Below are 25190 nucleotides of genomic sequence, written 5' to 3' on the forward strand. Positions count from 1 at the left end.
CCCCGTGGGGGTGGGTGGCGCGCGCCCCCGGACTCTCAACCTTCAGATCATCCAGCCGCTTCGCGGTGGGGGGCCCCCCGGGGGGGGGGGGGGGCCCCCCCCCCGCGGGGGGCGCCCGCCGTCGTCGTGTCAGGCCTCGGACTTGGGCTGGGCGTCGACGCCCGCCTCCTTGCGCTGGTCGGCCGTGATCGGCGTCGGCGCGCCGGTCAGCGGGTCGAAGCCGGAGGCCGTCTTCGGGAACGCGATCACGTCGCGGATCGAGTCACCGCCGGACAGCAGCATGCAGATCCGGTCCCAGCCGTAGGCGATGCCGCCGTGCGGGGGCGGGCCGTACTTGAACGCCTCCAGCAGGAAGCCGAACTTGCTCTCGGCCTCCTCCTTGGAGATGCCGAGCACGTCGAAGACCCGTTGCTGCATCTCGGCCCGGTGGATACGGATCGAGCCGCCGCCGATCTCCATGCCGTTGCAGACCATGTCGTAGGCGTAGGCCAGGGCCTCGCCCGGATGGTCCTGGAAGTTGTCGGCCCACTCGGGCTTGGGGCCGGTGAACGGGTGGTGGACGGCCGTCCAGCCGCCCTCGCCGTCCTCCTCGAACATGGGGGCGTCGACCACCCACAGGAACGACCACTGCGACTCGTCGATCAGGCCGCAGCGGCGGCCGATCTCCAGGCGGGCCGCGCCCAGCAGGTCGCGGGAGGCCGAGCGGGCGCCGGCGGCGAAGAAGATCGCGTCGCCGGGGACGGCGCCGACCTTGGCGGCCAGGCCGGACAGCTCCTGCTCCGACAGGTTCTTGGCGACCGGGCCGCCGAGCGTGCCGTCCTCCTGGACCAGCACGTAGGCCAGGCCCTTGGCGCCGCGGCTGCGCGCCCACTCCTGCCAGCCGTCGAGCTCCTTGCGGGTCTGCGAGGCGCCGCCCGGCATGACGACCGCGCCGACGTAGTCGGCCTGGAAGACGCGGAAGGAGGTGGCCGAGAAGTAGTCGGTCATCTCGACGAGCTCCTGGCCGAAGCGCAGGTCGGGCTTGTCGGAGCCGTAGCGGGCCATGGCGTCGGCGTAGGTCATGCGCGGCAGCGGCATGGGGATCTCGTAGCCGAGGATCTCCCGCCACAGGCGGCCGACCAGCTTCTCGCCGACCTCGATGACGTCCTCCTGGTCGACGAAGGACATCTCGACGTCGATCTGGGTGAACTCGGGCTGGCGGTCGGCCCGCAGGTCTTCGTCGCGGTAGCACTTGGCGAGCTGGTAGTAGCGCTCCAGGCCGGCGACCTGCAGCAGCTGCTTGAACAGCTGGGGCGACTGCGGCAGGGCGTACCAGTTGCCGGGCTGCAGGCGGACCGGCACCAGGAAGTCGCGCGCGCCCTCGGGGGTCGAGCGGGTCAGCGTCGGGGTCTCGACGTAGACGAAGCCGAGCTCGTGCATCACCTCGTTGGCCAGGTAGGTGGCCTTGGAGCGGGTGCGCATGGCGTTGGCGACCTGGTGGCGGCGGATGTCGAGGTAGCGGTACTTGAGCCGGGCCTCCTCCGACACGCCGACGTTGCCCTCGATCGGGAACGGCAGCGGCGCGGACTCGCTCAGCACCTCGACCCGCTCGGCCACGACCTCGATCGCGCCGGTGGGCAGCTCGGGGTTCTCGTTGCCCTCCGGGCGCACCCTGACCTGGCCGACCACCTGCACGCAGTATTCGGCGCGCAGGTCGTGGGCGTGGTCCTCCTCGCGGAAGACCACCTGCGCCGAGCCGGAGGCGTCGCGCAGGTCGATGAAGACCACGCCGCCGTGGTCACGGCGGCGGGCCACCCATCCTGCGAGCGTCACCTGCTGCCCGGCATGCTCCTCACGGAGCGACCCGGCCGTATGCGTGCGGATCACTGCACTTTCCCTTTCAAAACGTCGGCGACCTGGGCCAGCGGCACCTGGGTCTGTTCAGCGGTGGTCAGGTCCTTCAGTTGCACGGCCTCGGCCGCGAGGTCTCGCTCGCCCAGGATCAGCGCGAAGCGGGCGCCGGATCTGTCGGCGCCCTTCATCGCTCCCTTGAGCCCCTTGCCGCCGAAGGCCATGTCGGCGCTGACGCCCGCCTCGCGCAGCTCGGAGACGAGCAGGAACATGCGGCGGCGCGCGTCGTCGCCCAGCGGGACACCGTACACCTGGACGCGGCCCGGCGCGGCCTCGCCGAGCAGACCCTCGGACTCCATGGCCAGGTAGGTGCGGTCGGCGCCGAGCGCCCAGCCGACACTGGGCAACGGCGGCCCGCCCAGCATCTCGCTGAGCCCGTCGTAGCGGCCGCCGCCGCCGACGGCCGACTGGGAGCCGAGCCCGCCGTGCACGAACTCGAACGTGGTGCGCGTGTAGTAGTCGAGCCCGCGCACCAGCCTGGGGTCGTCCTCGAAGGCCACGCCCGAGGCGGTCAGCAGCGAGCGGACCTCCTCGTGGTAGGCCTTGCAGGCGGCGCACAGGTGGTCGACGACCAGCGGCGCGCCGGTGAGCTGGGCCTGCACCTCGGGCCGCTTGTCGTCGAGCACCCGCAGCGGGTTGATGTCGATGCGGGCCCTGGTCTCCTCGTCGAGGTCGAGCCCGCGCAGGAAGTCCTGCAGCGCGGCCCGGTAGGCGGGCCGGCAGTTCTTGTCGCCGAGCGAGTTGACCAGCAGCCTGACCTGGCGCAGGCCGAGCGAGGCGAAGCCGCGCGCGCCGAGCACGATCAGCTCGGCGTCGAGCGCCGGGTCCTCCGAGCCGAGGGCCTCGGCCCCGACCTGCCAGAAGTGACGGTAGCGGCCCTTCTGGGCACGCTCGTAGCGGAACTGGCTGCCGGAGTACCACAGCTTGACCGGGAGCTGGCCGGTGTGCAGGTTGTGCTGGAGCACGGCGCGCACGACCGAGGCGGTGCCCTCGGGGCGCAGGGTCAGCGACCTGCCCGCCTTGTCGGGGAAGGTGTACATCTCCTTCGACACCACGTCGGTGGACTCGCCCACACCCCGCTTGAACAGCTCGGTGTCCTCGAAGACCGGGGTCTCGACGTAGCCGTAGCCCGCCCGCCTCAGGGGCGCGGCCAGCGCCTCGCGCACGGCCAGGATGGCCTCGGAGCTGGGCGGCAGCCAGTCGAAGGTGCCTTTGGGTGCTTGGAAGCTCATTAGATCCCTCGTGTGGGACCGGCCTGCGGCGCCGCTTCCTTCAGGTAAGGGTTGGTGGCGCGCTCGCGGCCGATCGTGGTCTGTGGTCCGTGGCCCGGCAGGACGACCGTATCGTCAGGCAGCGGCAGGCACTTGGTGGCCAGGCTGCTCAGGATGGTCGCGTAGTCGCCGCCGGGAAGATCGGTGCGGCCGATGGAGCCGGCGAACAACAGGTCGCCCGAGAACATGATCTCGTCGCCGGGCAGCCGGAAGCTCACCGACCCCCTGGTATGGCCGGGGGTGTGGTCGACCACGAGATCGAGGCCCGCCAGGCTGAGCTCCGCGCCGTCGGACAGCTCGCGCACGTCGTCGGGCTCGCTCAGCCTGATGTCGCCGAACAGCGAGACGCCGCCGCCCCAGCCGGCCGAGGGGTCGCTCAGCAGGTGGCGGTCGTCTGGGTGGATCCACGCGGGGACGTCGCGCGCGCCGCAGACCGGGGCGACCGACCACACGTGGTCGAGGTGGCCGTGCGTGAGCAGCACCGCGACCGGCTTGAGCCGGTGCTCGCGCAGCAGCTCGTCGACGCCTTCGGCCGCGTCCTGGCCCGGATCGACGATCACGCACTCCTCGCCGGCCGCGGGCGCGACGACGTAACAATTGGTCTGGAGGGCCCCTGCGGGGAAGCCTGCGATGAGCATCTGCCTCAGGTGATCTCGTCGAAAAGCCAATGGGAATGTAACCGAAGGGTACCGGTGCGGGTCGCCGGGCTGCGAATCATTACCCATTGGCCGATACGATTCGCCCACCTCAGTTGATTGACTATGGGAGGCAAAGCGGTGGCCACGGGCAAGGACCGGCAGAAGCAGCTGGCACGTGAGCACTACGAGCGGCAGATGCAGCGCCGCATCGAGCGCGAGCAGAAGGCCAAGCGCACCGCGATCATCGGCTCCACGGTCGGCGTGGTGGTCGTGGTGGGCGGCATCGTGGCCGCGGTCGCGCTGCTCGGCGGCGGCGACTCGACGACCGAGGCGTCCGCCTCACCCTCGGCCTCGGCCCCGCAGGACACCGCGTCGGCCGCGGCCAGCACGGGGCCGAAGCCGTACAACGCGGCGACCGGCACCTGCGACTACGTCAAGGAGGCCGCCGGCGGCCAGGTCAAGGACGTCGGCATGCCGCCGGCCAAGGTCAAGACCGAGCCGGCCAAGAAGACGATGACGCTCGACACGAACCTGGGCGACATCGTGGTCGAACTCGACAACGCCAAGGCGCCGTGCACGACCAACTCGCTGGCCTTCCTGGCCGGCAAGAAGTTCTACGACGGCAGCAAGTGCCACCGGCTCGGCAGCGACAAGTTCCCCATGCTGCAGTGCGGCGACCCGACGGCCAAGGCCGACGGCAAGAGCCAGGACGGCGCGGGCGGCCCCGGCTACGTGATGGCCGAGGAGAACCTCCAGGGGGCCACGTACAAGCGCGGCACGGTGGCGATGGCGAAGACCTCGGCGCCGGGCAGCACGGGAAGCCAGTTCTTCCTCGTTTACGGCGATCTCGGACTCACCCCGGATTACACGCCGGTGGGTACGATCACCAAGGGGCTCGACATCCTGGACAAGGTGAACAAAGCGGGCGTCATCGCTGACATGGGAGATGGGACCGGAGCACCGAAGCAAACCCTCGAAATCAAAGACGTGACAATCGCCGGCAAGAGCTGACGTAATACAAACTAGGGACGAAGTAGTCCCGAAGGGTCTGATGGATAGTGCGGGAGGACACGGTGAGCACCGACCCGTGGGGCCGGGTAGACGACGACGGCACCGTCTACGTGCGTACGGCTGAGGGAGAGCGGGCCGTCGGCTCCTGGCAGGCCGGTGAACCCGAAGAGGCACTGGCCTACTTCCATCGCAAGTACGACGAGCTGTCCGGCCAGGTGCAGCTCCTCGAACAGCGGGTCAAGGGCACCGACCTGGCGCCCGCGCAGGCCGAGGCGAGCATCGCCAAGCTGCGCGAGGCCGTCGCCGACGCCCACGCCGTGGGCGACCTGGCGGCGCTGACGGCCCGCCTCGACGGCCTGACCGAGCTGGTCGGCCATCGCCGCGAGGAGGTCAAGGCCGCCCGCGACCAGGCGCGTGCCGAGGCCAGGGCGGTCAAGGAGCGCATCGTCGCCGAGGCCGAGCGCATCGCCGACGAGACCACCCACTGGAAGACGGGCGGCGAACGGCTGCGCCAGCTCGTGGAGGAGTGGAAGGCCGCCGACCGGATCGACCGGGTCACCGAGGCCGCGTTGTGGAAGCGGCTGTCGGCCGCCCGGACGGCCTTCGCCAAGCGCCGCAAGCAGTACTTCGCGGGCCTGGACGAGCAGCGCGAGGGCGTCCGCTCGGCCAAGGAGCGCATCGTCGCCGAGGCCGAGGCCATCGCCGGCTCCACCGACTGGGGCACGACCGCGGCGATCTACCGCGAGCTGATGCAGCAGTGGAAGACCGCCGGGCGCGCCTCGCGCGAGGCCGAGGACGAGCTTTGGGGCCGCTTCAAGGCCGCCCAGGACCAGTTCTTCCAGGCCCGTTCGGCGGTCTTCGCCGAGCGCGACGCCTCGCTGGCGGCCAACGCCGAGGTCAAGGAGGAGCTGCTGGCCGAGGCCGAGAAGATCCTCCCCGTCACCGACGCGCGCACGGCCAGGGCGGCGCTGCGGCACGTCCTGGAGCGCTGGGAGGCCGCCGGACCGGTGCCGCGCGAGCAGCGCGACCGGCTCGAAGGCGGGCTGCGCAAGATCGACGAGGCCGTGCGCAAGGCCGAGGACGCCGAGTGGAAGCGGTCCAACCCCGAGGCCAGGGCCCGCGCCCAGAGCACGGTCGACCAGCTGCGCGCCTCCATCGAGCAGCTGGAGAAGCGGCTGTCCAAGGCGCAGGCCGCCGGCCGGGCGAAGGACGTCAAGGAGGCCGAGGAGGCGCTGGTCGCCCGCCGTTCGTGGCTGGAGGAGGCCGAGCGCACGCTGACCGAGTTCAGCTGAACCGATCTTCGGAAGGCGGCCGGGGTCCTACGCTGACGGCATGGACCCCGTCAGCGTCGCGCGCGCCCTCGTCGACGAGCTGTTCCCCGGCGCCCTGTACGCCTTCGTCGGCGGCAGCGTGCTCACCGAGCGCCGCACCAGCACCTCCGACCTCGACGTCGTGGTGGTGCTCGACGGGCTGGCCGTGCCCTACCGCGAATCCCTGCGCTGGCACGGCTGGCCCGTCGAGCTGTACGTCCACAGCGAGACCAGCCTCGACGCCTACGTCGACCGCGACCTGGCCGAGCGCAAGCCGGGCGTGGCCCGCATGTGCGCCGACGGCGCGGTGCTGGTCGACCGCACCGGCGGCCGGGCCAGCGACCTGCAGACGGCGCTCGGCGACCGGCTGGCCGCCGGGCCCGGCGGCCTGGCCGCGGCCCGCGCCGAGCAGGCCCGGTACGGCCTGTCCGACCTGCTCGACGACCTGGCCGGCGCGACCGATCCCGGCGAGCAGCTCTTCATCCGCTGGCAGGTGGTCCAGGAGACCGCCAGGCTGGCCCTCGACGTGGGCGGCAGGTGGCGGGGCAACGGCAAGTGGCTGCTGCGCGAGCTGCGCGAGCACGACCCGGCGCTGGCCGACGAGCTGCTGGCGGCCCACTCCGACCCGGCACTGCTGACCTCGGTGGCCTCAGGCGTGCTTGAACGGGCCGGAGGGCGCCTGTGGGAGGGCTACCGGGCCGAGGGCGACCCCTTCCACCTCCCGCTGCGTCACATCGCCTCAGACGCGCTGTCGGGCGACACGGCGCAGAGCGCCGGGATGCGCAGGCTGGCCGCCGTCAGCGGGGCCACGGCCGGCTCGTCGGCCCTGTGGATGGGCCAGACGCACGTCGCGCCCGCCACCCGCTCCTCCGACCACCACCACGGCGCCTCCGAGACCGCCATCTACGTCGTCAGCGGCGCCCCGCGCTTCGTCTTCCTCCAGGACGGCCGCGAGCGGCGCATCGAGGCCGCCCCCGGCGACTACGTCTACGTGCCGCCCTACACCCCGCACCGCGAGGAGAACCCCGACCCCGAGCGGGAGGCCGTCGTGGTGATCGCGCGCAGCACGCAGGAGGCGATCGTGGTCGACCTGCCGGACCTGAAGGGCTGAACCGCGAACGGCCGGCCGCTCAGCTGCCGGCGCCGCTCACCCGGTAGACGTCGAAGACGCCCTGGATGCTGCGCACGGCCTTGAGCACGTGGCCCAGGTGTTTCGGGTCGCCCATCTCGAAGGTGAACTTGCTGATCGCCACCCGGTCGCGCGAGGTCGTCACGGACGCGCTGAGGATGTTGACGTGCTGGTCGGACAGCGTGCGCGTGACGTCGGACAGCAGGCGCGGCCGGTCGAGCGCCTCGACCTGGATGGCCACCAGGAACACGCTGTCGTCGCCGGGCGACCAGCTCACCTCGACCAGCCGGTCGGGCTGCTCCCTGAGCTGCTGGACGTTGGTGCAGTCGGCGCGGTGCACGGACACGCCGTGGCCGCGGGTGACGAAGCCGACGATCTCGTCGCCGGGCACCGGCGTGCAGCACTTGGACAGGCGCACCCACACGTCGGCGTCGCCCGCCACGACCACGCCCGCGCCGCCGCCGCGCGGACGGCCGCGCAGCCGGGTCGGCAGGGACGTCTCGGCGATGTCCTCCTCGGCGCTCTCCACGCCGCCGATCGAGGCCACGAGCTTCTGCACGACCGCCTGCGCGGCGATGTGCCCCTCCCCCACGGCCGCGTAGAGCGCCGAGACGTCGGGGTAGCGCAGGTCGCGGGCGAGCGCCAGCAGCGCCTCGCCGGACATCAGGCGCTGCAGCGGCAGGCCCTGCTTGCGCATGGCGCGGCCGATGGCCTCCTTGCCCGCCTCGATCGCGGTCTCGCGGCGCTCCTTGGAGAACCACTGCCGGATCTTGTTGCGGGCCCGGCCGGACTTGACGAACTTCAGCCAGTCGCGCGACGGCCCGGCGTCGGGCGACTTGGAGGTGAAGATCTCGACCGTGTCGCCGTTGCCGAGCCGCGACTCCAGCGGCACCAGCCGCCCGTTGACGCGCGCGCCGATGCAGCGATGCCCGACCTCGGTGTGGACGGCGTAGGCGAAGTCGACCGGCGTGCCGCCCTCGGGCAGGGCGATGACCTGGCCCTTCGGGGTGAACACGTAGACCTCGGAGACCGACAGGTCGAAGCGCAGCGACTCCAGGAACTCGCCCGGGTCGGAGGTCTCCTTCTGCCAGTCGAGCAGCTGGCGCAGCCAGGCCATGTCGCTGCCCGGCTTGACCTTGCCGGTCGGCCCCGGCGCGCCGACCTCCTCCTTGTACTTCCAGTGGGCGGCCACGCCGTACTCGGCCCTGTGGTGCATCGCGTGGGTGCGGATCTGCAGCTCGACCGGCTTGCCCTCGGGACCGATCACCGTGGTGTGCAGCGACTGGTACATGTTGAACTTGGGCATCGCGATGTAGTCCTTGAACCGGCCGGGGACCGGGTTCCAGCGCGCGTGGATCGTGCCCAGCGCCGCGTAGCAGTCGCGCACGCTGTCGACCAGGACCCGGATGCCCACCAGGTCGTAGATGTCGTCGAAGGCGACGTCGCGGGCGATCATCTTCTGGTAGACGGAGTAGTAGTGCTTGGGCCGGCCCTTGACCACCGCGCGGATCTTGGCCTCGCGCAGGTCGCCGGAGACCTTCTCGATGACCTCCTGCAGGAACAGGTCGCGCCGCGGCGCGCGCTCGGACACCATGCGCGCGATCTCGTCGTAGCGCTTGGGGTAGAGCATGGCGAACGCGAGGTCCTCCAGCTCCCACTTGATCGTGTTCATGCCGAGCCGGTGGGCCAGCGGCGCGAAGATCTCCAGCGTCTCGCGGGACTTCTGGTGGCGCTTGTGCTCGGGCAGGTAGCGCATGGTGCGCATGTTGTGGAGCCGGTCGGCGAGCTTGATGATGAGCACGCGGATGTCGCGCGACATCGCCACGACCATCTTGCGCACGGTCTCGGCCTGCGCCGCGTCGCCGAACTTGACCTTGTCCAGCTTGGTGACGCCGTCGACCAGCGAGCCGATCGTGTCGCCGAAGTCGCCGCGCAGCTCGTCGAGGCTGTAGGCGGTGTCCTCGACGGTGTCGTGCAGCAGCGCGGCGCACAACGTCTCGTCGTCGGTGCCCAGCTCGGCCAGGATCGTCGCCACGGCGAGCGGGTGGGTGATGTACGGGTCGCCCGACTTCCGCTTCTGGTCGCGGTGGTGGTAGGCGGCCATGTCGTAGGCGCGTTCGATCAGGCGCAGATCGGCCTTGGGATGGGTGGCCCGGACCGTGCGGAACAGCGGCTCCAGCACCGGATTCATGGCCCCACCCCCAAACCGCCGTCGACGCACCGCAGGAACGCCGGGCGCGTCGGCATTACCAGCGTCGGTTACGTCGGGCGCGACCACATCACGGGGCACTCAGACTCCTCACGATCGAGTCCAGATCCCCCCAGTGTATCCAGGCTGTGAACCCCGACTCGCTCGGGCCGTCTCAGACGATCACCAGGGAGTGCAGGTCGACGGCCGGCAGGCGCTCGCGCCCCTTGAGAAACGCCAGCTCCATCAGCACCGCGATGCCGACGACGTGCGCCCCGGCCCGCTCGACGAGCTCGATGGTGGCCTTGGCCGTGCCGCCGGTCGCCAGCACGTCGTCGACGATGAGCACCCGGTCGCCGGGCGCGAAGGCGTCGCGGTGCACCTCGATGGTGGCCGAGCCGTACTCCAGGTCGTAGGACTCCTCCAGCGTCGCGGCCGGCAGCTTGCCCTTCTTGCGCACCGGGACGAACCCGGCCGCCGCCCGGTAGGCCACCGGCGCCGCCAGGATGAAGCCCCTGGCCTCGATGCCGACGATCTTGTCCACCTCGGCGAGGCCGGCCAGCTCGTCCACCACGGCCGCCATCGCGATCGGGTCGCCGAGCAGCGGGGTGATGTCCTTGAACAGCACGCCGGGCTTGGGATAGTCGGGGACGTCCCTGATCCGGTCCAGGATCAACTGGCTGAGCTCGCTCATCGTGCTTCCATCGCCTTCCTCGTGGGTGCCGCGCTCCATGATGGCCTACTCCGGACCCTCCTCGGACCGTCCACCGTCCCGGACGGCCTGTGACGTGCCTCAGGCGCCCGCCGGGGCCAGGTCCTGCCCCGGGGTGCCCCACGACCCCCTCCGGCGCCGCACGGCCCCCCTGAACGCGACGACGCCCCCGCCCTGACGGACGGGGGCGCCGGGACGAACCCGAAGCGGGCTCAGCCCTTCGCTACGGCTGCGCTTTTGGAACCCTTCGCCCCCTTGCCGGAGGTGGAGGCGAGCCGGCGCGCGATGGCCTGGTACTTCGGCTCCCGCTCCTTGAGCGTCACCAGCATCGGCGTGGCCACGCACAGGGACGAGTAGGTGCCGACGAGCATGCCGACGAACAGGGCCAGCGACAGGTCCTTCAGCGTGCCCGCGCCGAGCAGCGTGGTGCCGATGAACAGGATGGCCGCCACCGGCAGGATCGCGACCAGCGAGGTGTTCAGCGACCGGATCAGCGTGTGGTTGAGCGCGTTGTTGGCCGCCATGGAGTACGTCATCTTGGAGGTCGTGCCCAGCTTGGCCGTGACCTCCTTGATCATGTCGAACACCACGACCGCGTCGTAGAGCGAGTAACCGAGGATGGTCAGGAAGCCCAGCAGCGTCGCCGGCGTGACCTCGAAGCCCGACCAGGCGTAGACGCCGGCGGTGATGACGAGGTCGTGGATGAGCGCGACGATCGCCGACAACGCCATCTTCGGCTCGAACGCCATCGACAGGTACAGGATGATCGCGAGCATGAAGACGCCCAGGCCGATCCAGGCCTTCTGGGAGACCTCACCGCCCCAGGAGGCGCCGATCGACTGGACGCTGACGTCCTTGACCGGGACCTTGTAGTCCTTGGCGATCGTGGTCTGCATCTGGTTGAGCGTCGACTCCGACAGGGTCTCGGTGGTGACCCGCCAGTTGTCGCGGGCCCGCTGCACGATCACCTGGTGGGCGCCCTGCGCGCGGAAGTCCTCGCGGACCTCCTCGACGGTGCCGCTGCTGGCCGGGAACGTGAAGACCGTTCCGCCCTTGAACTCGACGCCCAGATTGAGCCCGTTGAACAGGATGCCGGCCAGGGAGACGACCAGCAGCAGGCCGGACAGGCTGTACCAGAGCTTCCACTGGCCGACGAAGTCGACATCGATCTCGCCGCGGTAGAGGCGACGCCCCAGTCCCATCTCAGGCCTCCTGCGGAGTGGTCGTGGCGGCCGGCTCGGTGCTCATGCGCTCTGCGTCGAGGCCGGACAGCGGGTGCCCCTTGGCGAAGAACTTCAGCCTCGCCAGCAGGGCGATGAACGGCTTGGTGAACATGAACACCACCACGATGTCGATCAGCGTGGTCAGGCCCATCGCGAAGGCGAACCCGGCCACACCGCCCACCGCCAGGAAGTACAGCACGATGGCGGCGATGAACATGACGGCGTCGGCGATCAGGATCGTGCGCCGGGCACGGACCCAGGCCACCTCGACGGCCGCGCGAAGCGTCCGCCGACCTTCCTTCATCTCATCACGTATGCGTTCGAAATACACGATGAAGGAGTCGGCGGTGATGCCGATCGAGACCACCAGGCCGATGATGTGCGGCAGCGAGAGCCGGAAACCGGCGTTGTGGCCGAGCACGACCACCGCCGTGTACGTCAGGATCGAGGCCACGACGAGGCTCAGCACGGCCACGATGCCGAGGCCGCGGTAGTACAGCAGCGAGTAGACGACGACCAGGGCGAGGCCGATGATGCCGGCGATCAGGCCGCCTTCGAGCTGGTCGGCGCCGAGCGTCGAGGACACGGTGTCGATCGAGCTGCGCTGGAACTTCAGCGGGAGGGCGCCGTACTTGAGCTGGTCGGCCAGGTTGGTGGCGCTGACCTGGTCGAAGCCGCCGGTGATCTCGGCGCGGCCGCCGGGGATCGGGCTGATGATGTTCGGGGCCGTGATGACCACGCCGTCGAGGACGACCGCCACCTTGTTGCGCGGCTCCTGGGCGTTGTAGGCGGTGGTGGTGAGCTTGCTCCACTCGCCCGCGCCCTTGCTCTTGAAGTCGAGCTGGACGATCCACTCCACGGTGCCCTGGCGCACGCCCGCCGAGGCGGTGTCGATGTCGGTGCCGACGACCTTGGCGACGTCGAGGACGTACTTGAAGCTGCCGTCGGTCTCGCAGGCCGCGTACTGCTTGTTCGGGTCGTCCTGGACGCCCTGGCCGCGGTTCTTGGGGTCGGCGCAGTCGAGCTTGTGGAACTGCTGCAGCACCGCCGGGTCGATGCCCTGGGTGTTGATGCCCGCGTTGGGGTCCTGGTTCGGCTGCGTGGGCGGCGTGCTCGGCGACGGCGTCGGCGTGGCGTTCCGGCCCTTGGTGTTCTGCTTCTGGCCCGTCTGGTCCTGGGCCGTCCGGTCGCGCCCGGTCTGCGTGGCCTCGGGCGTGGCGCCCGGCGTCGGCGCGGTCAGCGCGGACGACAGCGCCTTGCCCGTCGGGGACGCGCTCGGCGTGGTCGCCGACTGCGTGCCGGACGGCTTGCCCGACGGCCTGGCGGTCGAGGACGGCTTGGCAGAGGGCGAGGCGCCCGGCGTGGGCGCCTCGGTGGTCAGGTTCTGCGGGACCTGCGTGGCCTCCATGGCGAGCACCTGGCGGAAGCGCAGCTCCGCCGTGGTGGCGACCAGCTTGATGGCCTCGCTCTGTCCGACGCCCGGAATGGAGATGATGATGTTGTCGCCGGACTTGGCGACCTCCGCGTCGGAGATGCCGGTGCCGTTGACCCGGTCGCGGATGATGTTGACCGCGCGGTCGAGGATCTCTTCAGGCGGAGACTGACCGGACTGGGTCACGGGTGACAACGTCACCGTCGTTCCGCCGGCGAGGTCGAGTCCCAGCTTCGGCGTGAACGCCTTCTGCAGGAACATCGTCCCGCCCAGGGCGAGGATGAGCGCCAGCAGCACCAAGAGCGTGCGCCCTGGTCGGCTGTGGCGGCTGGTCGGTCGGGCCACTGGTCGTCGATTCTCTCAGATAGGGGTTTGTCGCAGAGCTTAGTCAGGACTGCTTGCTGCTGGAGCCCTGATCGCCGTTGGGCTCGACGGTCGCGTCGGACTCCTTGGCCTCACCGTCGGCGAGGTCGGTCGCGACCGGCTCGTCGGCCACCACCGGAGCGTCACCGGGCTGGACCACACGGCCGATGGCCGCCTTGACCCAGCGCGTCTCGATGCCGGGCGCGACCTCCAGCACGACGTCCTCGTTGTCCACCGCGACGACCGTGGCGAACAGGCCGGTCGTGGTCATGACGCGGGCGCCCGGGGTCAAGGAGTTCTGCATCTGCTGCGCTTCCTGCTGGCGCTTGCGCTGCGGACGGATCAGCAGGAAGTAGAACACCACCACCAGAAGGATCAGCGGCAGGATACTTCCGAGTTGTCCCATGTCCATAGGGGCGACCTTCCATAGTCGTTCAAGAATTTGACACCGGCCTCGCGCCGGAAATTCCGTTGCGTAGCTCTCGGGCCGCGCCGCTCAGCCCGTCAGCCTACACAGCCAGCCAAGCCACGGAGTGTAGGCGCTTGTTATGAAACGCGGCAACGAGGCAGCGATTCGGCGCGCGGGGAAGTTCCCGATTTGAAATGGTTGCAACCGTTTCGTGATCACGGTGAAACGGCGGCCCCGAACGCGTCCGGCGGTGGTGTCATACCCATGTGTGTCCAGGCGGAAGCGGTCGCGACCCGGCCGCGCGGGGTCCTGGCCAGCAGCCCCTGCCGGACGAGGAACGGCTCGGCCACCACTTCGACGGTCTCGGGCTCCTCCCCCACGGCCACGGCGAGCGTGGACAGGCCGACGGGACCGCCGCCGAACTTGCGCAGCAGCACCCCGAGCACCGCCCGGTCGAGCCGGTCGAGCCCTTCGGCGTCGACTTCGTAAAGGTTGAGCGCCGCCGAGGCGATGTCCCGATCGATCACGCCGTTGGCGCGCACGTCGGCGAAGTCGCGGACGCGGCGCAGCAGCCGGTTGGCGATGCGGGGCGTGCCGCGCGACCGCCGGGCGATCTCGTGGGCGGCCTCCTCGGGCAGGACGACGCCGAGCAGCCGCGCCGACCGGTGGAGCACCTGCTCCAGCTCGCCGACCTCGTAGAAGTCCATGTGGGCGGTGAACCCGAACCGGTCGCGCAGCGGCGCCGGCAGCAGCCCGGCCCGCGTGGTGGCGCCGACCAGCGTGAACGGTGCGATGTCGAGCGGGATCGCGGTCGCTCCCGGCCCCTTGCCCACGACGATGTCGACCCGGAAGTCCTCCATGGCCAGGTAGAGCATCTCCTCGGCGGGCCTGGCCATGCGATGGATCTCGTCGATGAACAGCACCTCGCCCTCCGTCAGCGTGGACAGGATGGCGGCGAGGTCGCCGGCCCGCTCCAGGGCGGGGCCGGAGGTGATGCGGAGCGGCATGTTGAGCTCGGCCGCGATGATCATGGCCAGCGTGGTCTTGCCCAGGCCCGGCGACCCGCTCATCAGCACGTGGTCGGGCGGACGCTGCCGGCGCATGGCGCTCTCCAGCACCAGGGACAACTGCTCGCGCACCCGGCCCTGGCCGATGAACTCGCCCAGCCGCTTGGGCCGCAGCGCCGCCTCGATCTGCAGCTCGTCGCCGCCGGCGTCGGCGGAGACCAGCTCGCGCTCATAGTCCATGGCCACCGCTCCCTCCCGCGCGCCGGGACGTCGTCTCGGACTTCATGATCATCTTACGCTGAGGGACCGGAGCGCGGCCTTCAGCAGCGCGGCCACCTGCGGCTGACGCCCGGCGGCGAGGTCGGCCTCGGCCTCGGGCGCGACCCCGGCCACGGCCTCGTCGGCGTCTTTGCCCGAATAGCCCAGGCCCACCAGGCCGGAGTGCACCTGCTCGCGCCACAGGGCGGCGCGCCGCTCACCGCCGATCGCCGCGTTGACGGCCTCCTCGGGGGTGCCGAGCCGGTCCTTCAGCTCCAGCACGATGCGCTGGGCGCCCTTCTGCCCGATGCCCGGCACCCGCGTGAGCGCCTTGAGGTCGGCGGCGGCCACGGCCACCCGCAGCGCGTTGGGCGTGTGGACGGCGAGCATCGCCAGCGCCAGCTTGGGGCCGACGCCGCTGGCCGTCTGCAGCATCTCGAAGACGGCCCGCTCGTCGTCACCGGCGAAGCCGTAGAGGGTCAGCGACTCCTCGCGCACCACCAGCGAGGTGGCCAGCCTGGCCTGCTCGCCCACGCGCAGCGTGGCCAGCGTGCCGGGGGTGCAGTGGGCGAGGATGCCGACGCCCCCGACCTCGATCACGGCTCCGTCGGGCGCGACCGACGCCACCCTGCCCGCCACCGACGCGATCACGACTCGATCTCCTTCTCCACGAAACGGTCAGCCCGCGATCTCCGCACGGGTCAGCGCCCCTTGCCGGCGCGGGCCATGGCCTCGGCCAGCCGGTGCTGGGCGCCGCCGCGCCAGATGTGGCAGATGGCCAGGGCCAGCGCGTCGGCGGCGTCGGCCGGCTTGGGCATCTCGGCCAGCCGCAGCAGCCGGGTGATCATCGTGCCGACCTGCTTCTTGTCGGCCGTGCCGCTGCCGGTGACGGCGGCCTTGACCTCCGAGGGCGTGTGCAGGGCGACGGGCAGCCCGCGCCGGGCCGCGCACAGCACGGCGATCCCGGCGGCCTGCGCGGTGCCCATGACCGTGCGGACGTTGTGCTGGGCGAAGACGCGCTCCACGGCCACGGCGTCGGGACGGACCTCGTCGAGCCAACGCTCGATGCCGGCCTCGATGCCGACCAGCCGGGCGCCGAGCTCCTCGTCGGCGCCCGTGCGCACCACCCCGACGGCCACCAGCGACAGCGGCGCGCCCGGCCGCCCCTCGACCGCGCCCAGGCCGCACCGGGTCAGCCCCGGATCGACGCCCATCACCCGCACCGGCTTGCCTCCCGCGCCGCCGAACATCTGTTCGGCACGAGACTCTACCCCGGCTGAGCTGGCCGCGCATCGTGAATCGCCCGCCGCGAACGGCGGGCGGGCCCGTCAGAAGTAGTCGAGCATGTACGGCTTGGCGGCGAAGGCCGTGTCGAGCAGCTCGTCGTGACGGTCGTCGCCGGACATGAGGCCGGTCCTGCGCAGCGTCGCGGTGGGCACCCCCGCGTACAGGGCGGAGAAGCCGCCCACGCTCAGCGCCGCGCCCCCGCCGGCGGCCGGGGCGTCCGGGACGGCCGTGCCGGCGCCGCCGGAGAACTCCAGCCGGAAGGAGCCGCCGCCGCGCAGCGGGTCGTCCACGGAGACCACGGCCCCGCCCGTCACGGCGGCGGGAAAGCCCCTGCGTTCGACGGCCGCGGCCACGTCGAGCACCCGGAACATCCAGCGCACCTGCGTGACGTGGTCGGTGGAGCGCTCACCGAGCAGCCACAGCACCGGGTCGTCGGGGGCGACCGGCGCGGTGACCTTCCTGGCGATGGACGACGAGCTGCCGACCATCGACCAGAACGCCCTGGCCGTCTCCCCGGACCCGGCGACCAGGTTCTCGACGTGCATGTCGTCGCCGTTCCAGCGGTAGACGAGGTAGCCGTCGGGGGCCAGGTAGAGGAAGTCGTCCTCGTTGGACAGCCAGACGCGCCAGGCGTTCTCGTCCCAGGCGACGGGGCCGCTGGAACGTGCCGCCTCGTGCGTCCGGTGGAGCAGGGAGACGACCTCGGCGGCGTCGCCGGGGCCCATCCGGCGCAGCTTCACCTCGCCCGACGGCCTGATGCGGCGCAGCGACTCGGCGGGCAGCGTGATCATGTGCCGGGCTCCGGCGTGCTCGTAGCCGAGCGAGCTGTACAGGGGCGTGGTGGCCGGGTAGAGCGCCGAGACGGCGTCGCCGTGGGCCGCGGCGCGGTCGATGACGGCGCGCATGATCGCGGTGCCGACGCCGTGGCCGCGGTCCTCCGGGTTGACGGTGACCCCCGCGACGCCGGCCATGGGCTGCGGACGTCCGTACCACCATTGGGTGAAGCCGCGCAGCCGGGCCGAGGCGGCGAGCCTGCCGCCCTCGAACGCGCCCAGGTAGCGGCCCTCGCCGAGCGTGGGCGTCACGGTGTGGCGCCACCGCTCGGCCTCCGCGCCGGAGATCGGGCCGAAGGAACGTTTACGCAGGTCGAGAACGTCGTCGAGGTCGTCGGGGGTGAGATCGCGAATTTCCACAACCCCTCAACCTACGGGCTGGTACGGGCGGGTCGCGAGCCGTTTACGCTGATGGCGAGCCTGTCGAGGTACAGCAGCTGGGCGGCCACGACGGCGGCCAGCGCGACCGCGACGACGAGCAGCGGGGTGCTCGCGCCGACGTCGGGGACGCCGTGGTAGCCGCCGAGCAGGCCCATCTGCGTGACGGGCACGGTGAACAGCTCCGGGCTCTGGGCCACGAGCAGCGGCCAGAGCACGTCCTGGGCGTTGACCAGCGTGACGGCGCCGGCCAGCACGCCCGCCATGGGCAGGGACGGCAGCAGGACGCCGCCGAAGAAGTCCCTGTCGTTCCGCTCGGCCAGCCCCTTGCACAGCAGCGTCAGCACCAGCAGCGCCGGGACGCTGACCAGCAGCGGCGGGAAGAGGGCGAAGAAGGTGTCCACGAGGCGCAGGTTGCGCATGTTCTGCCAGTCGGCCACGCCGAGGGGGCCGGTGCCGACGAACAGCCAGGGCGCGAACGGCAGCAGCAGCCACTCGCTGCGCGCGCCCAGGGGGCGCAGGCCCCCGATGCCGAGGGCGGCCAGGTAGGCGACGCCGACCGACACCAGCGCGCCGGCCACGGCGGGGACCCAGGTGTTGACCTGCGCCCGCAGCCCGCCGGATGCGGCGCCGTCGCCGCCCGCGAGCACGCCGGAGATCCACGGCCAGGCGCAGACCAGCCCGACGGCCACCACCAGCGCCAGCGCCACGGCCCCGACGACGACGCCCCCTCCGGCCCGCACCCGCCCGGCATCCGAGACCCGCCCGGAATCCGCGGCGGGGAACGCTCCACGCCGATTCCGCTTCGGGAGCACGGTGACACGGAGGCGGGCGGCCACGGCGACGACCACGGCGACGACGCCGAGCACGCCGAGAAGTACGCCTGTCAGAGCCGCGACGGCCGCGCCAGGGCCGAACTGGGCCATTCTGAAGGCGAAGTCGTACTGGAGGCCCGCGAGGGTCTGTGTGGCGCGCTCAGGGCCTCCCCGGGTGAGCGCCATGCCGATCGAGAACGCCTGCGCCCCCACGGCGACGGTGGCCAGCGCCACCAGCACCGCCACCACGACCGTGGCGCGCCCGGCGGTGCCGCCGCGCAGCGCGGGCAGGAACGCCGTCAGCGCCAGCGCGCACACCACCCCGAAGGTGGCGGCCACGACGACGAGCCGCAACGTCCCCGGGGCCGTGGCGGGGTCGCGCAGGCCCTCGGCCAGCGTGGCGATGCCCGGACCGTCGGGCATCGTCCCCCGCAGCCAGGCCGCCGCCATGCCGATCGGGGAGAACGTGACGATCGCCAGCGACAACACGACCAGGCCCGCGCGCCGCAGCAGGGGGCCGCCCAGGTCGAGCGCCAGCGCCAGCAGCGGCCCCACGACGACGGCCACCAGCAGCGGCCCGGCGGTCAGCGAGAGCGTGAAGCCGAGCGCCCGCCAGAACTCCTCCCCGCCCAGCACCTTGCCGTAGTTGTCCAGGCCCACGAACCTGCTCGGCTGCAGCACGCCGCCGCTGTGCAGGCTGAGCACGAGCGTCTGGACCGTCGGCAGGACCAGCGTGATCAGGGTGCCGAGCAGCGCGGGCACGGCCAGCAGCCAGCCCAGCGCGCGGTAGGACGCCGGGGGCCGGGCGGCCGGGGGCACGGGGACGGGGGTCGGTGGGATGGGGGAATTCACGTCGCCCGACCCTAGCCGCGTCAGGGCGCGGGCGCACGCGTAACGGCCGGGTGGGCATTTGGTGTCGAACGCCCCCGAGCCCGGCAAGTGCCAGGTCAAGGACGGAAACCGGCCCCGGGAAAGGGTGAGGGCCCGGGGTCGCCCCCGGGCCCTCGGTGGCGACGGGTCAGTCCAGGGCGGCCAGGACGTCGTCGGAGACGTCGAAGTTGGCCCAGACGTTCTGGACGTCGTCGCTGTCCTCGAGCGCGTCGATCAGGCGGAACACCTTCTTGGCGCCCTCCTCGTCGAGCGGCACGCTCATCGTCGGCAGGAAGCTCGACTCGGCGGAGTCGTAGTCGATGCCCGCCTCCTGGAGCGCCTTGCGGACCGGCACGAGGTCGCCGGCCTCGGAGACGACCTCGAAGGAGTCGCCCATGTCGTTGACCTCTTCGGCGCCCGCGTCGAGCACGGCCATCAGGACGGTGTCCTCGTCGAGGCCGTTCTTGGGCACGATCACGACGCCCTTGCGGTTGAACATGTACGACACCGAGCCCGGGTCGGCCAGCGAGCCGCCGTTGCGGGTCAGGGCGACGCGGACCTCGGAGGCGGCGCGGTTGCGGTTGTCGGTGAGGCACTCGATGAGCACCGCGACGCCGCCGGGCGCGTAGCCCTCGTACGTGATGGTCTGCCAGTCGGCGCCGCCGGCCTCCAGGCCGCCGCCGCGCTTGCGCGCCCGCTCGATGTTGTCGTTGGGCACGGAGTTCTTCTTGGCCTTGAAGATGGCGTCGAAGAGTGTGGGGTTGGCGTCCGGGTCAGGGCCACCGGTCCGTGCCGCCACCTCGATGTTCTTGATGAGCTTCGCGAACAGCTTGCCGCGCTTGGCGTCGAGCGCGGCCTTCTTGTGCTTCGTCGTCGCCCATTTGGAGTGGCCGGACATTACCTAGAGCTCCCTCACCATGTCTACGAAGTAACGGTGCACGCGCGTGTCCCCGGTCAGCTCGGGGTGGAACGACGTCGCGAGCAACGGCCCTTGACGGACCGCGACGATCCTATCCCCAGGCTCGGCCGTGCCCAGCACCTGAACGTCGGTGCCGACCGATTCCACCCACGGAGCACGGATGAACACAGCGTGTACGCGTTCGCCGGCGAAGTCCAGGTCCGACTCGAACGAGTCCACCTGGCGGCCGAAGGCGTTGCGCCTGACCACCATGTCGATGCCGCCCAGGGTCTGCTGGCCCTCGATGCCGTCCTCGATGCGGTCGGCCAGCATGATCATGCCGGCGCACGAGCCGTAGGCGGGCAGGCCCTCCTTGATCCGCATCCGCAGCGGTTCCAGCATGTCGAAGGTGTCGGCGAGCTTCCACATGGTGGTCGACTCGCCGCCGGGGATCACCAGGCCGTCGACCGCGTCGAGCTCGGCCGGGCGGCGCACGGCGACGGCCGACGCGCCGGCCTCCTGGAGCATGCGCGCATGCTCGCGCACGTCTCCCTGGAGAGCGAGTACACCGATCGTGGGCACAGCGATCCTTCCGTTAAGGTCCGGTTTCCGACAATTCAACACCATGATGGCCCGGCATCTTCCTACCAGAGCACTCTGGCGTAAAAGCGGGGTCAGGCGGCGGCCTGCACGGCGTCCACGCGGGCCAGGGCGCTCAGGTGGTGGCGACGGGCGTACAGGAAGGTCATGCCGATCGCGCAGCAGGCGGCGCCGACGACGTAGGGGACGGCGATGCCGATCTCCTCGCCGAGCTTGGTCGCGATGAACGGCGCCAGCGCGCCGCCCATCCAGCGCACGAAGTTGTACCCGGCCGAGGCGACGGGCCTCGGGGCGTCGGAGACCTCCATGGCCGACTCGGTGAAGACGGTGTTGTTCAGTCCGATCGGGATGCCGGACAGGACGGTGAACACGACGATCCCGGCGTGCGCCCCGGCCGTCCCCGACACGGCGATGCCGACCTGGAAGAGCGCGAGCAGGCCCAGGGCCAGGTGCAGCACGTTCACCGAGCCGATCCTGCGCTGCAGCGGCGGCGCGCCGAACACCGAGGCCAGCGCCACGCAGACGCCCCAGCCGAAGAACACCGCGCCGATGCCGTACGGCGACATGTGCAGGATGAACGGGGTGAAGGCGAGGATCGTGAAGAAGGCGAAGTTGTAGAACAGGGCGGTGAAGGCGGTCGTGGACAGCCCGCCGTGGGCCAGGGCCCGGATGGGGGCGCTGAGCCTGGTCTTCACCGCGGGCCTCGGCCCCGTCCTGAGCAGGGTGGCGATCAGCACGAATCCGGCGGCCATCAGCGTGGCGGTGCCGAAGAACGGGGCTCGCCAGTTCCAGTCGCCGAGCAGCGCGCCGACCAGGGGGCCGGCGGAGATGCCGAGACCGAGCGCGGCCTCGTACAGGATGATGGCCGACTCCGCGCCGCCGCTGGCCGCGCCGACGATGACGGCCAGCGCGGTGGCCACGAACAGGGCGTTGCCGAGGCCCCAGCCGGCGCGGAAGCCGACGAGCTCGGCGACGCTGCCGGAGGTGCCGGCCAGCGCGGCGAACAGCACGACCAGCGCCAGCCCGGCCAGCAGCGTGCGCTTGCCGCCGATGCGGCTGGAGACCCAGCCGGTGATCAGCATGGCCACGGCGGTGACCAGGAAGTAGCTGGTGAACAGCAGGGACACCTGGCTGGGCGTGGCGTGCAGCCCTTGGGCGATGGAGGGCAGGATGGGGTCGACGAGGCCGATGCCCATGAAGGCCACGACCGCGGCGAACGCGGTGGCCCAGACGGACATCGGCTGGCGCAGGATTCCGCCGCCGGTTTGCATGGTGTCCCCTTACTGGGTGGTTCTGTCGATGCCGAGCTTGGCCAGGACGGGCAGGGCCGCCGCGAGCACGTCGCGCTCGTCGTCGGTGAGCGCGGCCAGGTCCTGGGCGAGGCGGGCGATCCTGGCCCGGCGCACGGCGTACAGACGGTCGCGGCCCTCTCCGGTGAGCTCGACCGTCCTGACGCGGGCGTCGGCCGGGTCGGAGCCGCGCGCCACCAGGCCCGCGTACTCCAGCCGGTTGATCTGCACGGTCATGGTCGGCAGCTGGACGGCGTGCTCCTCGGCCAGCTCGGTCATCCGGCGCGGGCCGTGTTCGAGCGAGCCGAGCACGGCGTACTGCTGGGTGGTGACGGGCTGGCCGGCGCTGGAGCGCCGCAGCAGCAGGACCAGGTGGCGCAGCACCTTGGAGACCTGCTCGGCCATCTGGGTGGGATCGTCCCTCATGCTTAGCCCAACTAACTTAGCCTGGCTAATATTCCGGGCGAAGAAAAGGCGGCGTCCCATCCCCCGTGGACGCCGCCTGCCTCAGGGCTACGGGCGTTCGGTCTCCAGCCGGACGGTGTCCTCCACCGTCACCTGCTTCCTGGCGCCGATCGCCGGGTCCAGCGGCCGCAGGTACGTCTGCCGCACCCCCGGCACCCGGTCCTCCACCACGAACGTCGCCCGCGTGTACGCCTGCGCCCCAGGCTCGCGCACCTGCGGCACGACCTTGAAGTCGGCCGTGAGCAGGTCGCGCTCGATCTTCGTCAGCACGTAGCCGCGCTGGTTGTTGTAGAACTTCAGGTGCGGGTTGATCGTCAGGTACGGATGCGTCGCCGGATCGGAGTCCGCGCCGTCGCCGCCCGTGGTGATGGAGGTGGCCACGAGTTCGGAGCCCACGGTGGGCCCGGTCGGGTCGTCGTAGTCGAGCTTGAGGTCGCTGGCCCAGTGGGCGTGCACGTCGCCGGTCAGCACCACCGGGTTGCGGACCTCGGCGTCCACCCAGCCCTGGGTGATGCGCCGTCGGGAGGCGACGTAGCCGTCCCAGGCGTCCATCGAGGTGATCTTGGCGGGGCCGGCGTTGTTGTCGCGCTGGGCGAAGAACACCTGCTGGCCCAGGATGTCCCACTGGGCGCGCGAGCGGTGGAAGCCCTCGATCAGCCACTGCTCCTGCGCCGCGCCGGTGATCGAGCGCGCCGGGTCGATCGCGGCCGGGCAGTCGCGGTAGCCGTCGCCGCAGCCCTGGTCGTCGCGGTACTGGCGGGTGTCCATCATGTGGAAGGTGGCCATCCGGCCCCACTGGATCCGCCGGTAGAGCTGCATGTCGATGCCGCGCGGGATCGAGGTGCGGCGCAGCGGCATGTTCTCGTAGTAGGCGCGGAAGGCGGCGGCGCGGCGGGCCAGGAAGTCCGGCTGGGGCACCTCCGGCTTCTCCGGCACCTCGTCGGCCCAGTTGTTGTCCAGCTCGTGGTCGTCCCAGACGACCAGCCAGGGCGCGGCGGCGTGCGCGGCCTGCAGGTCGGGGTCGGCCTTGTACTGGGCGTGCCGCTGGCGGTAGCCGGCCAGGGTCTCGGTCTCGGGGCCCTCGTGGTCGCGGACGTTGCCGCCCGGGATGGTGTAGGTGTCCTTGGTGTACTCGTACTGGTAGTCGCCCAGGTGCAGGACCAGGTCCGGGTTCTCCTCGGCCAGCCTGCGGTAGGAGGTGAACCAGCCGTGCTCGTACTGGGCGCAGGAGACGAAGGCCATCGACAGCGCGCCGCCGTAGGACAGCGGGTGCGGGGCCGTGCGCGCCCGCCCCATGGGCGAGACGTACGGGCCGACGCGGAAGCGGTACCAGTAGTCCCGGTCCGAGCTCAGCCGGTCGACCTCGACGTGCACGCTGTGCCCCCACTCCGGCACGGCGACGGCCACCCCCGACCGGACGACGCGGCGCCCGCGCTCGTCGGCGTAGACCTGCCACTGCACCGGGAACGGGCGCTGCGGCATGCCGCCGAAACCGTCCTCGGCCAGCGGCCGCTGGGCCAGCCTGGTCCACAGCACGAATCCCTCGTGGTCGGGGTCGCCGCAGGCCACGCCGAGCGTGAACGGGTCGGTCGACAGCCCGCGCGAGGCCAGTGCCTGCGCGGTGTCTGCGGCGGGGTCGGGCTCGGCGCTCGCCGACGTGGCGGGGATCGCCGCGGCGGCGCCGGCCGCCAGGCCGGTGACCAGGAAATGCCGGCGGTTCAGCTTGGACACGGTGCGCTCCTCGGGACGATCAAGGGTGAGGGACGCCCGTAGCCTGACCGAGTCGCATGACAGGCCGGTGAACCGCGGACAACACGAAAGAGGCGACATCCTTCGCGAATGCCGCCTCTTACGAAGCTTTTCATCGTCACACGACGATCATGGACCTACGGCGGGCCGCCGACCTGCGGCGACGCGCCGGTTCACCAGCCGCGCTCGGCCAGCCGGTGCGGCTGCGGGATCTCGTCGACGTTGATGCCGACCATGGCCTCGCCGAGACCGCGCGAGACCTTGGCGACGACGTCGGCGTCGTCGTAGAACGTGGTGGCCTTGACGATGGCCGCGGCGCGCTTGGCCGGGTCGCCCGACTTGAAGATGCCCGAGCCGACGAACACGCCCTCGGCGCCGAGCTGCATCATCATGGCGGCGTCGGCCGGGGTGGCGATGCCGCCCGCGGTGAACAGCACGACCGGCAGCTTGCCGCTCCTGGCGACCTCGGCGACCAGCTCGTAGGGGGCCTGCAGCTCCTTGGCGGCCACGTAGAGCTCGTCCTCGGGCAGCGAGGTGAGGCGCTTGATCTCACCACGGATCGTGCGCATGTGGGTGACGGCGTTGGAGACGTCGCCGGTGCCGGCCTCGCCCTTGGAGCGGATCATGGCCGCGCCCTCGGTGATGCGGCGCAGGGCCTCGCCCAGGTTGGTGGCGCCACAGACGAAGGGCACGGTGAACTGCCACTTGTCGATGTGGTTGGCGTAGTCGGCCGGGGTGAGCACCTCGGACTCGTCGACGTAGTCGACGCCGAGCGACTGCAGGACCTTGGCCTCGGCGAAGTGGCCGATGCGGGCCTTGGCCATGACGGGGATCGACACGGCGGCGATGATGCCGTCGATCATGTCGGGGTCGCTCATCCTGGACACGCCGCCCTGGGCGCGGATGTCGGCGGGCACACGCTCAAGGGCCATGACGGCGACGGCGCCGGCATCCTCAGCGATCTTGGCCTGCTCCGGGGTGACGACGTCCATGATGACGCCACCCTTGAGCATCTCGGCCATGCCGCGCTTGACGCGGGCCGTTCCGGTGACGGGGGTGCTTTCAGGCGTGCTGGACACGGTCTTCCTCACGGGCTCTCAGGGCGGACGGTAAGTTATCAAACCCATCGTAGGTCCTGATGGACCCCTCCCCCGACATGCCACGA

At 71.2% G+C, this 25190-nt stretch carries 22 protein-coding genes; 3 read left to right on the plus strand and 19 right to left on the minus strand.

Annotated features, from left to right (window positions below; translation table 11 throughout):
- Nucleotides 1-129: 129 nt before the first annotated feature.
- Genes aspS through ABZ459_RS00015 form a run of 3 tightly spaced genes read right to left on the minus strand, consistent with a single transcriptional unit; the run spans nt 130 to nt 3799 of the window.
- A complete protein-coding gene (gene aspS, locus ABZ459_RS00005) occupies nt 130-1866 on the minus strand; it encodes an aspartate--tRNA ligase (RefSeq protein ID WP_357964073.1) in 1737 nt (578 codons plus the stop codon).
- Nucleotides 1863-3122 (minus strand): histidine--tRNA ligase, encoded by a 1260-nt coding sequence (gene hisS, locus ABZ459_RS00010; RefSeq protein ID WP_357964074.1) that lies wholly within the window; start codon nt 3120-3122, stop codon nt 1863-1865. The genes aspS and hisS overlap by 4 nt, the downstream gene beginning before the upstream one ends.
- Nucleotides 3122-3799, minus strand: a complete 678-nt coding sequence (locus ABZ459_RS00015; RefSeq protein WP_357964075.1) for an MBL fold metallo-hydrolase — start codon at nt 3797-3799, stop codon at nt 3122-3124. The genes hisS and ABZ459_RS00015 overlap by 1 nt, the downstream gene beginning before the upstream one ends.
- Before the next feature lie 123 nt (nt 3800-3922).
- On the opposite strand from ABZ459_RS00015, the gene ABZ459_RS00020 reads away from it, so the two are divergent.
- From ABZ459_RS00020 to ABZ459_RS00030, 3 genes are all read left to right on the plus strand, one after another.
- Nucleotides 3923-4810, plus strand: a complete 888-nt coding sequence (locus tag ABZ459_RS00020; protein WP_357964076.1) for a peptidylprolyl isomerase — start codon at nt 3923-3925, stop codon at nt 4808-4810.
- 62 nt (nt 4811-4872) lie between these two features.
- Nucleotides 4873-6102, plus strand: a complete 1230-nt coding sequence (locus ABZ459_RS00025; RefSeq protein WP_357964077.1) for a DUF349 domain-containing protein — start codon at nt 4873-4875, stop codon at nt 6100-6102.
- A 40-nt stretch (nt 6103-6142) separates the two neighbouring features.
- Nucleotides 6143-7231, plus strand: coding sequence for a cupin domain-containing protein (locus ABZ459_RS00030; RefSeq protein WP_357964078.1), 1089 nt, complete (start codon nt 6143-6145; stop codon nt 7229-7231).
- A gap of 19 nt (nt 7232-7250) precedes the next feature.
- Here the strand turns inward: ABZ459_RS00030 and ABZ459_RS00035 are convergent, their stop codons facing one another.
- From ABZ459_RS00035 to pdxS, 16 genes are all read right to left on the minus strand, one after another.
- A complete protein-coding gene (locus ABZ459_RS00035; RefSeq protein WP_357703285.1) occupies nt 7251-9440 on the minus strand; it encodes a bifunctional (p)ppGpp synthetase/guanosine-3',5'-bis(diphosphate) 3'-pyrophosphohydrolase in 2190 nt (729 codons plus the stop codon).
- A 172-nt stretch (nt 9441-9612) separates the two neighbouring features.
- Nucleotides 9613-10131: an adenine phosphoribosyltransferase gene (locus tag ABZ459_RS00040; protein WP_357964079.1), complete on the minus strand. Its 519-nt coding sequence runs from the start codon at nt 10129-10131 to the stop codon at nt 9613-9615.
- A 230-nt stretch (nt 10132-10361) separates the two neighbouring features.
- Nucleotides 10362-11351: a protein translocase subunit SecF gene (gene secF, locus ABZ459_RS00045; RefSeq protein ID WP_357964080.1), complete on the minus strand. Its 990-nt coding sequence runs from the start codon at nt 11349-11351 to the stop codon at nt 10362-10364.
- Nucleotide 11352: 1 nt separating this feature from the next.
- Complete coding sequence (gene secD / locus ABZ459_RS00050) at nt 11353-13149, minus strand: protein translocase subunit SecD (RefSeq protein WP_357964081.1); 1797 nt, start codon at nt 13147-13149, stop codon at nt 11353-11355.
- 43 nt (nt 13150-13192) lie between these two features.
- Nucleotides 13193-13579, minus strand: a complete 387-nt coding sequence (yajC, locus tag ABZ459_RS00055) for a preprotein translocase subunit YajC (RefSeq protein WP_357964082.1) — start codon at nt 13577-13579, stop codon at nt 13193-13195.
- A 212-nt stretch (nt 13580-13791) separates the two neighbouring features.
- Nucleotides 13792-14823 carry a Holliday junction branch migration DNA helicase RuvB gene (gene ruvB, locus ABZ459_RS00060; protein ID WP_357964083.1) on the minus strand — a complete coding sequence of 344 codons (1032 nt, stop codon included), beginning with the start codon at nt 14821-14823 and terminating at the stop codon, nt 13792-13794.
- Nucleotides 14824-14871: 48 nt separating this feature from the next.
- On the minus strand, nt 14872-15492 hold the full coding sequence (gene ruvA / locus ABZ459_RS00065; RefSeq protein ID WP_357964084.1) for a Holliday junction branch migration protein RuvA: 621 nt from the start codon (nt 15490-15492) through the stop codon (nt 14872-14874).
- A gap of 50 nt (nt 15493-15542) precedes the next feature.
- A complete protein-coding gene (gene ruvC, locus ABZ459_RS00070) occupies nt 15543-16064 on the minus strand; it encodes a crossover junction endodeoxyribonuclease RuvC (RefSeq protein ID WP_357965829.1) in 522 nt (173 codons plus the stop codon).
- 105 nt (nt 16065-16169) lie between these two features.
- The gene (locus tag ABZ459_RS00075; RefSeq protein ID WP_357964085.1) at nt 16170-17321 is read right to left on the minus strand and encodes a GNAT family N-acetyltransferase; all 1152 of its coding nucleotides are present in this window, start codon (nt 17319-17321) and stop codon (nt 16170-16172) included.
- A gap of 11 nt (nt 17322-17332) precedes the next feature.
- Nucleotides 17333-19006, minus strand: coding sequence for a hypothetical protein (locus tag ABZ459_RS00080; protein WP_357964086.1), 1674 nt, complete (start codon nt 19004-19006; stop codon nt 17333-17335).
- A gap of 166 nt (nt 19007-19172) precedes the next feature.
- Nucleotides 19173-19922, minus strand: a complete 750-nt coding sequence (locus ABZ459_RS00085; protein WP_357964087.1) for a YebC/PmpR family DNA-binding transcriptional regulator — start codon at nt 19920-19922, stop codon at nt 19173-19175.
- A 3-nt stretch (nt 19923-19925) separates the two neighbouring features.
- Nucleotides 19926-20549, minus strand: coding sequence for a pyridoxal 5'-phosphate synthase glutaminase subunit PdxT (pdxT, locus tag ABZ459_RS00090; protein WP_357964088.1), 624 nt, complete (start codon nt 20547-20549; stop codon nt 19926-19928).
- Nucleotides 20550-20596: 47 nt separating this feature from the next.
- Nucleotides 20597-21793, minus strand: coding sequence for an MFS transporter (locus tag ABZ459_RS00095; RefSeq protein ID WP_357964089.1), 1197 nt, complete (start codon nt 21791-21793; stop codon nt 20597-20599).
- 9 nt (nt 21794-21802) lie between these two features.
- Nucleotides 21803-22237 (minus strand): MarR family transcriptional regulator, encoded by a 435-nt coding sequence (locus ABZ459_RS00100; RefSeq protein WP_357964090.1) that lies wholly within the window; start codon nt 22235-22237, stop codon nt 21803-21805.
- 87 nt (nt 22238-22324) lie between these two features.
- On the minus strand, nt 22325-24007 hold the full coding sequence (locus ABZ459_RS00105) for an alkaline phosphatase D family protein (protein WP_357964091.1): 1683 nt from the start codon (nt 24005-24007) through the stop codon (nt 22325-22327).
- Nucleotides 24008-24198: 191 nt separating this feature from the next.
- The gene (gene pdxS / locus ABZ459_RS00110) at nt 24199-25104 is read right to left on the minus strand and encodes a pyridoxal 5'-phosphate synthase lyase subunit PdxS (protein WP_357964093.1); all 906 of its coding nucleotides are present in this window, start codon (nt 25102-25104) and stop codon (nt 24199-24201) included.
- Between the last annotated feature and the right edge of the window lie 86 nt (nt 25105-25190).

It is taken from the genome of Nonomuraea sp. NPDC005692, assembly GCF_040631115.1.
In the GTDB taxonomy this organism is placed as follows: Bacteria; Actinomycetota; Actinomycetes; order Streptosporangiales; family Streptosporangiaceae; genus Nonomuraea.

Excerpts from the sequence above, each read along its gene's own strand:
- hisS (WP_357964074.1), bottom strand. The coding sequence starts at position 3,122 with ATGAGCTTCCAAGCACCCAAAGGCACCTTCGACTGGCTGCCGCCCAGC.
- ABZ459_RS00015 (WP_357964075.1), bottom strand. The coding sequence starts at position 3,799 with ATGCTCATCGCAGGCTTCCCCGCAGGGGCCCTCCAGACCAATTGTTAC.
- ABZ459_RS00020 (WP_357964076.1), top strand. The coding sequence starts at position 3,923 with ATGGGAGGCAAAGCGGTGGCCACGGGCAAGGACCGGCAGAAGCAGCTG.
- ABZ459_RS00030 (WP_357964078.1), top strand. The coding sequence starts at position 6,143 with ATGGACCCCGTCAGCGTCGCGCGCGCCCTCGTCGACGAGCTGTTCCCC.
- ABZ459_RS00035 (WP_357703285.1), bottom strand. The coding sequence starts at position 9,440 with ATGAATCCGGTGCTGGAGCCGCTGTTCCGCACGGTCCGGGCCACCCAT.
- ABZ459_RS00040 (WP_357964079.1), bottom strand. The coding sequence starts at position 10,131 with ATGAGCGAGCTCAGCCAGTTGATCCTGGACCGGATCAGGGACGTCCCC.
- secF (WP_357964080.1), bottom strand. The coding sequence starts at position 11,351 with ATGGGACTGGGGCGTCGCCTCTACCGCGGCGAGATCGATGTCGACTTC.
- yajC (WP_357964082.1), bottom strand. The coding sequence starts at position 13,579 with ATGGACATGGGACAACTCGGAAGTATCCTGCCGCTGATCCTTCTGGTG.
- ruvB (WP_357964083.1), bottom strand. The coding sequence starts at position 14,823 with ATGGACTATGAGCGCGAGCTGGTCTCCGCCGACGCCGGCGGCGACGAG.
- ABZ459_RS00085 (WP_357964087.1), bottom strand. The coding sequence starts at position 19,922 with ATGTCCGGCCACTCCAAATGGGCGACGACGAAGCACAAGAAGGCCGCG.
- pdxT (WP_357964088.1), bottom strand. The coding sequence starts at position 20,549 with ATGGTGTTGAATTGTCGGAAACCGGACCTTAACGGAAGGATCGCTGTG.
- ABZ459_RS00095 (WP_357964089.1), bottom strand. The coding sequence starts at position 21,793 with ATGCAAACCGGCGGCGGAATCCTGCGCCAGCCGATGTCCGTCTGGGCC.
- ABZ459_RS00100 (WP_357964090.1), bottom strand. The coding sequence starts at position 22,237 with ATGAGGGACGATCCCACCCAGATGGCCGAGCAGGTCTCCAAGGTGCTG.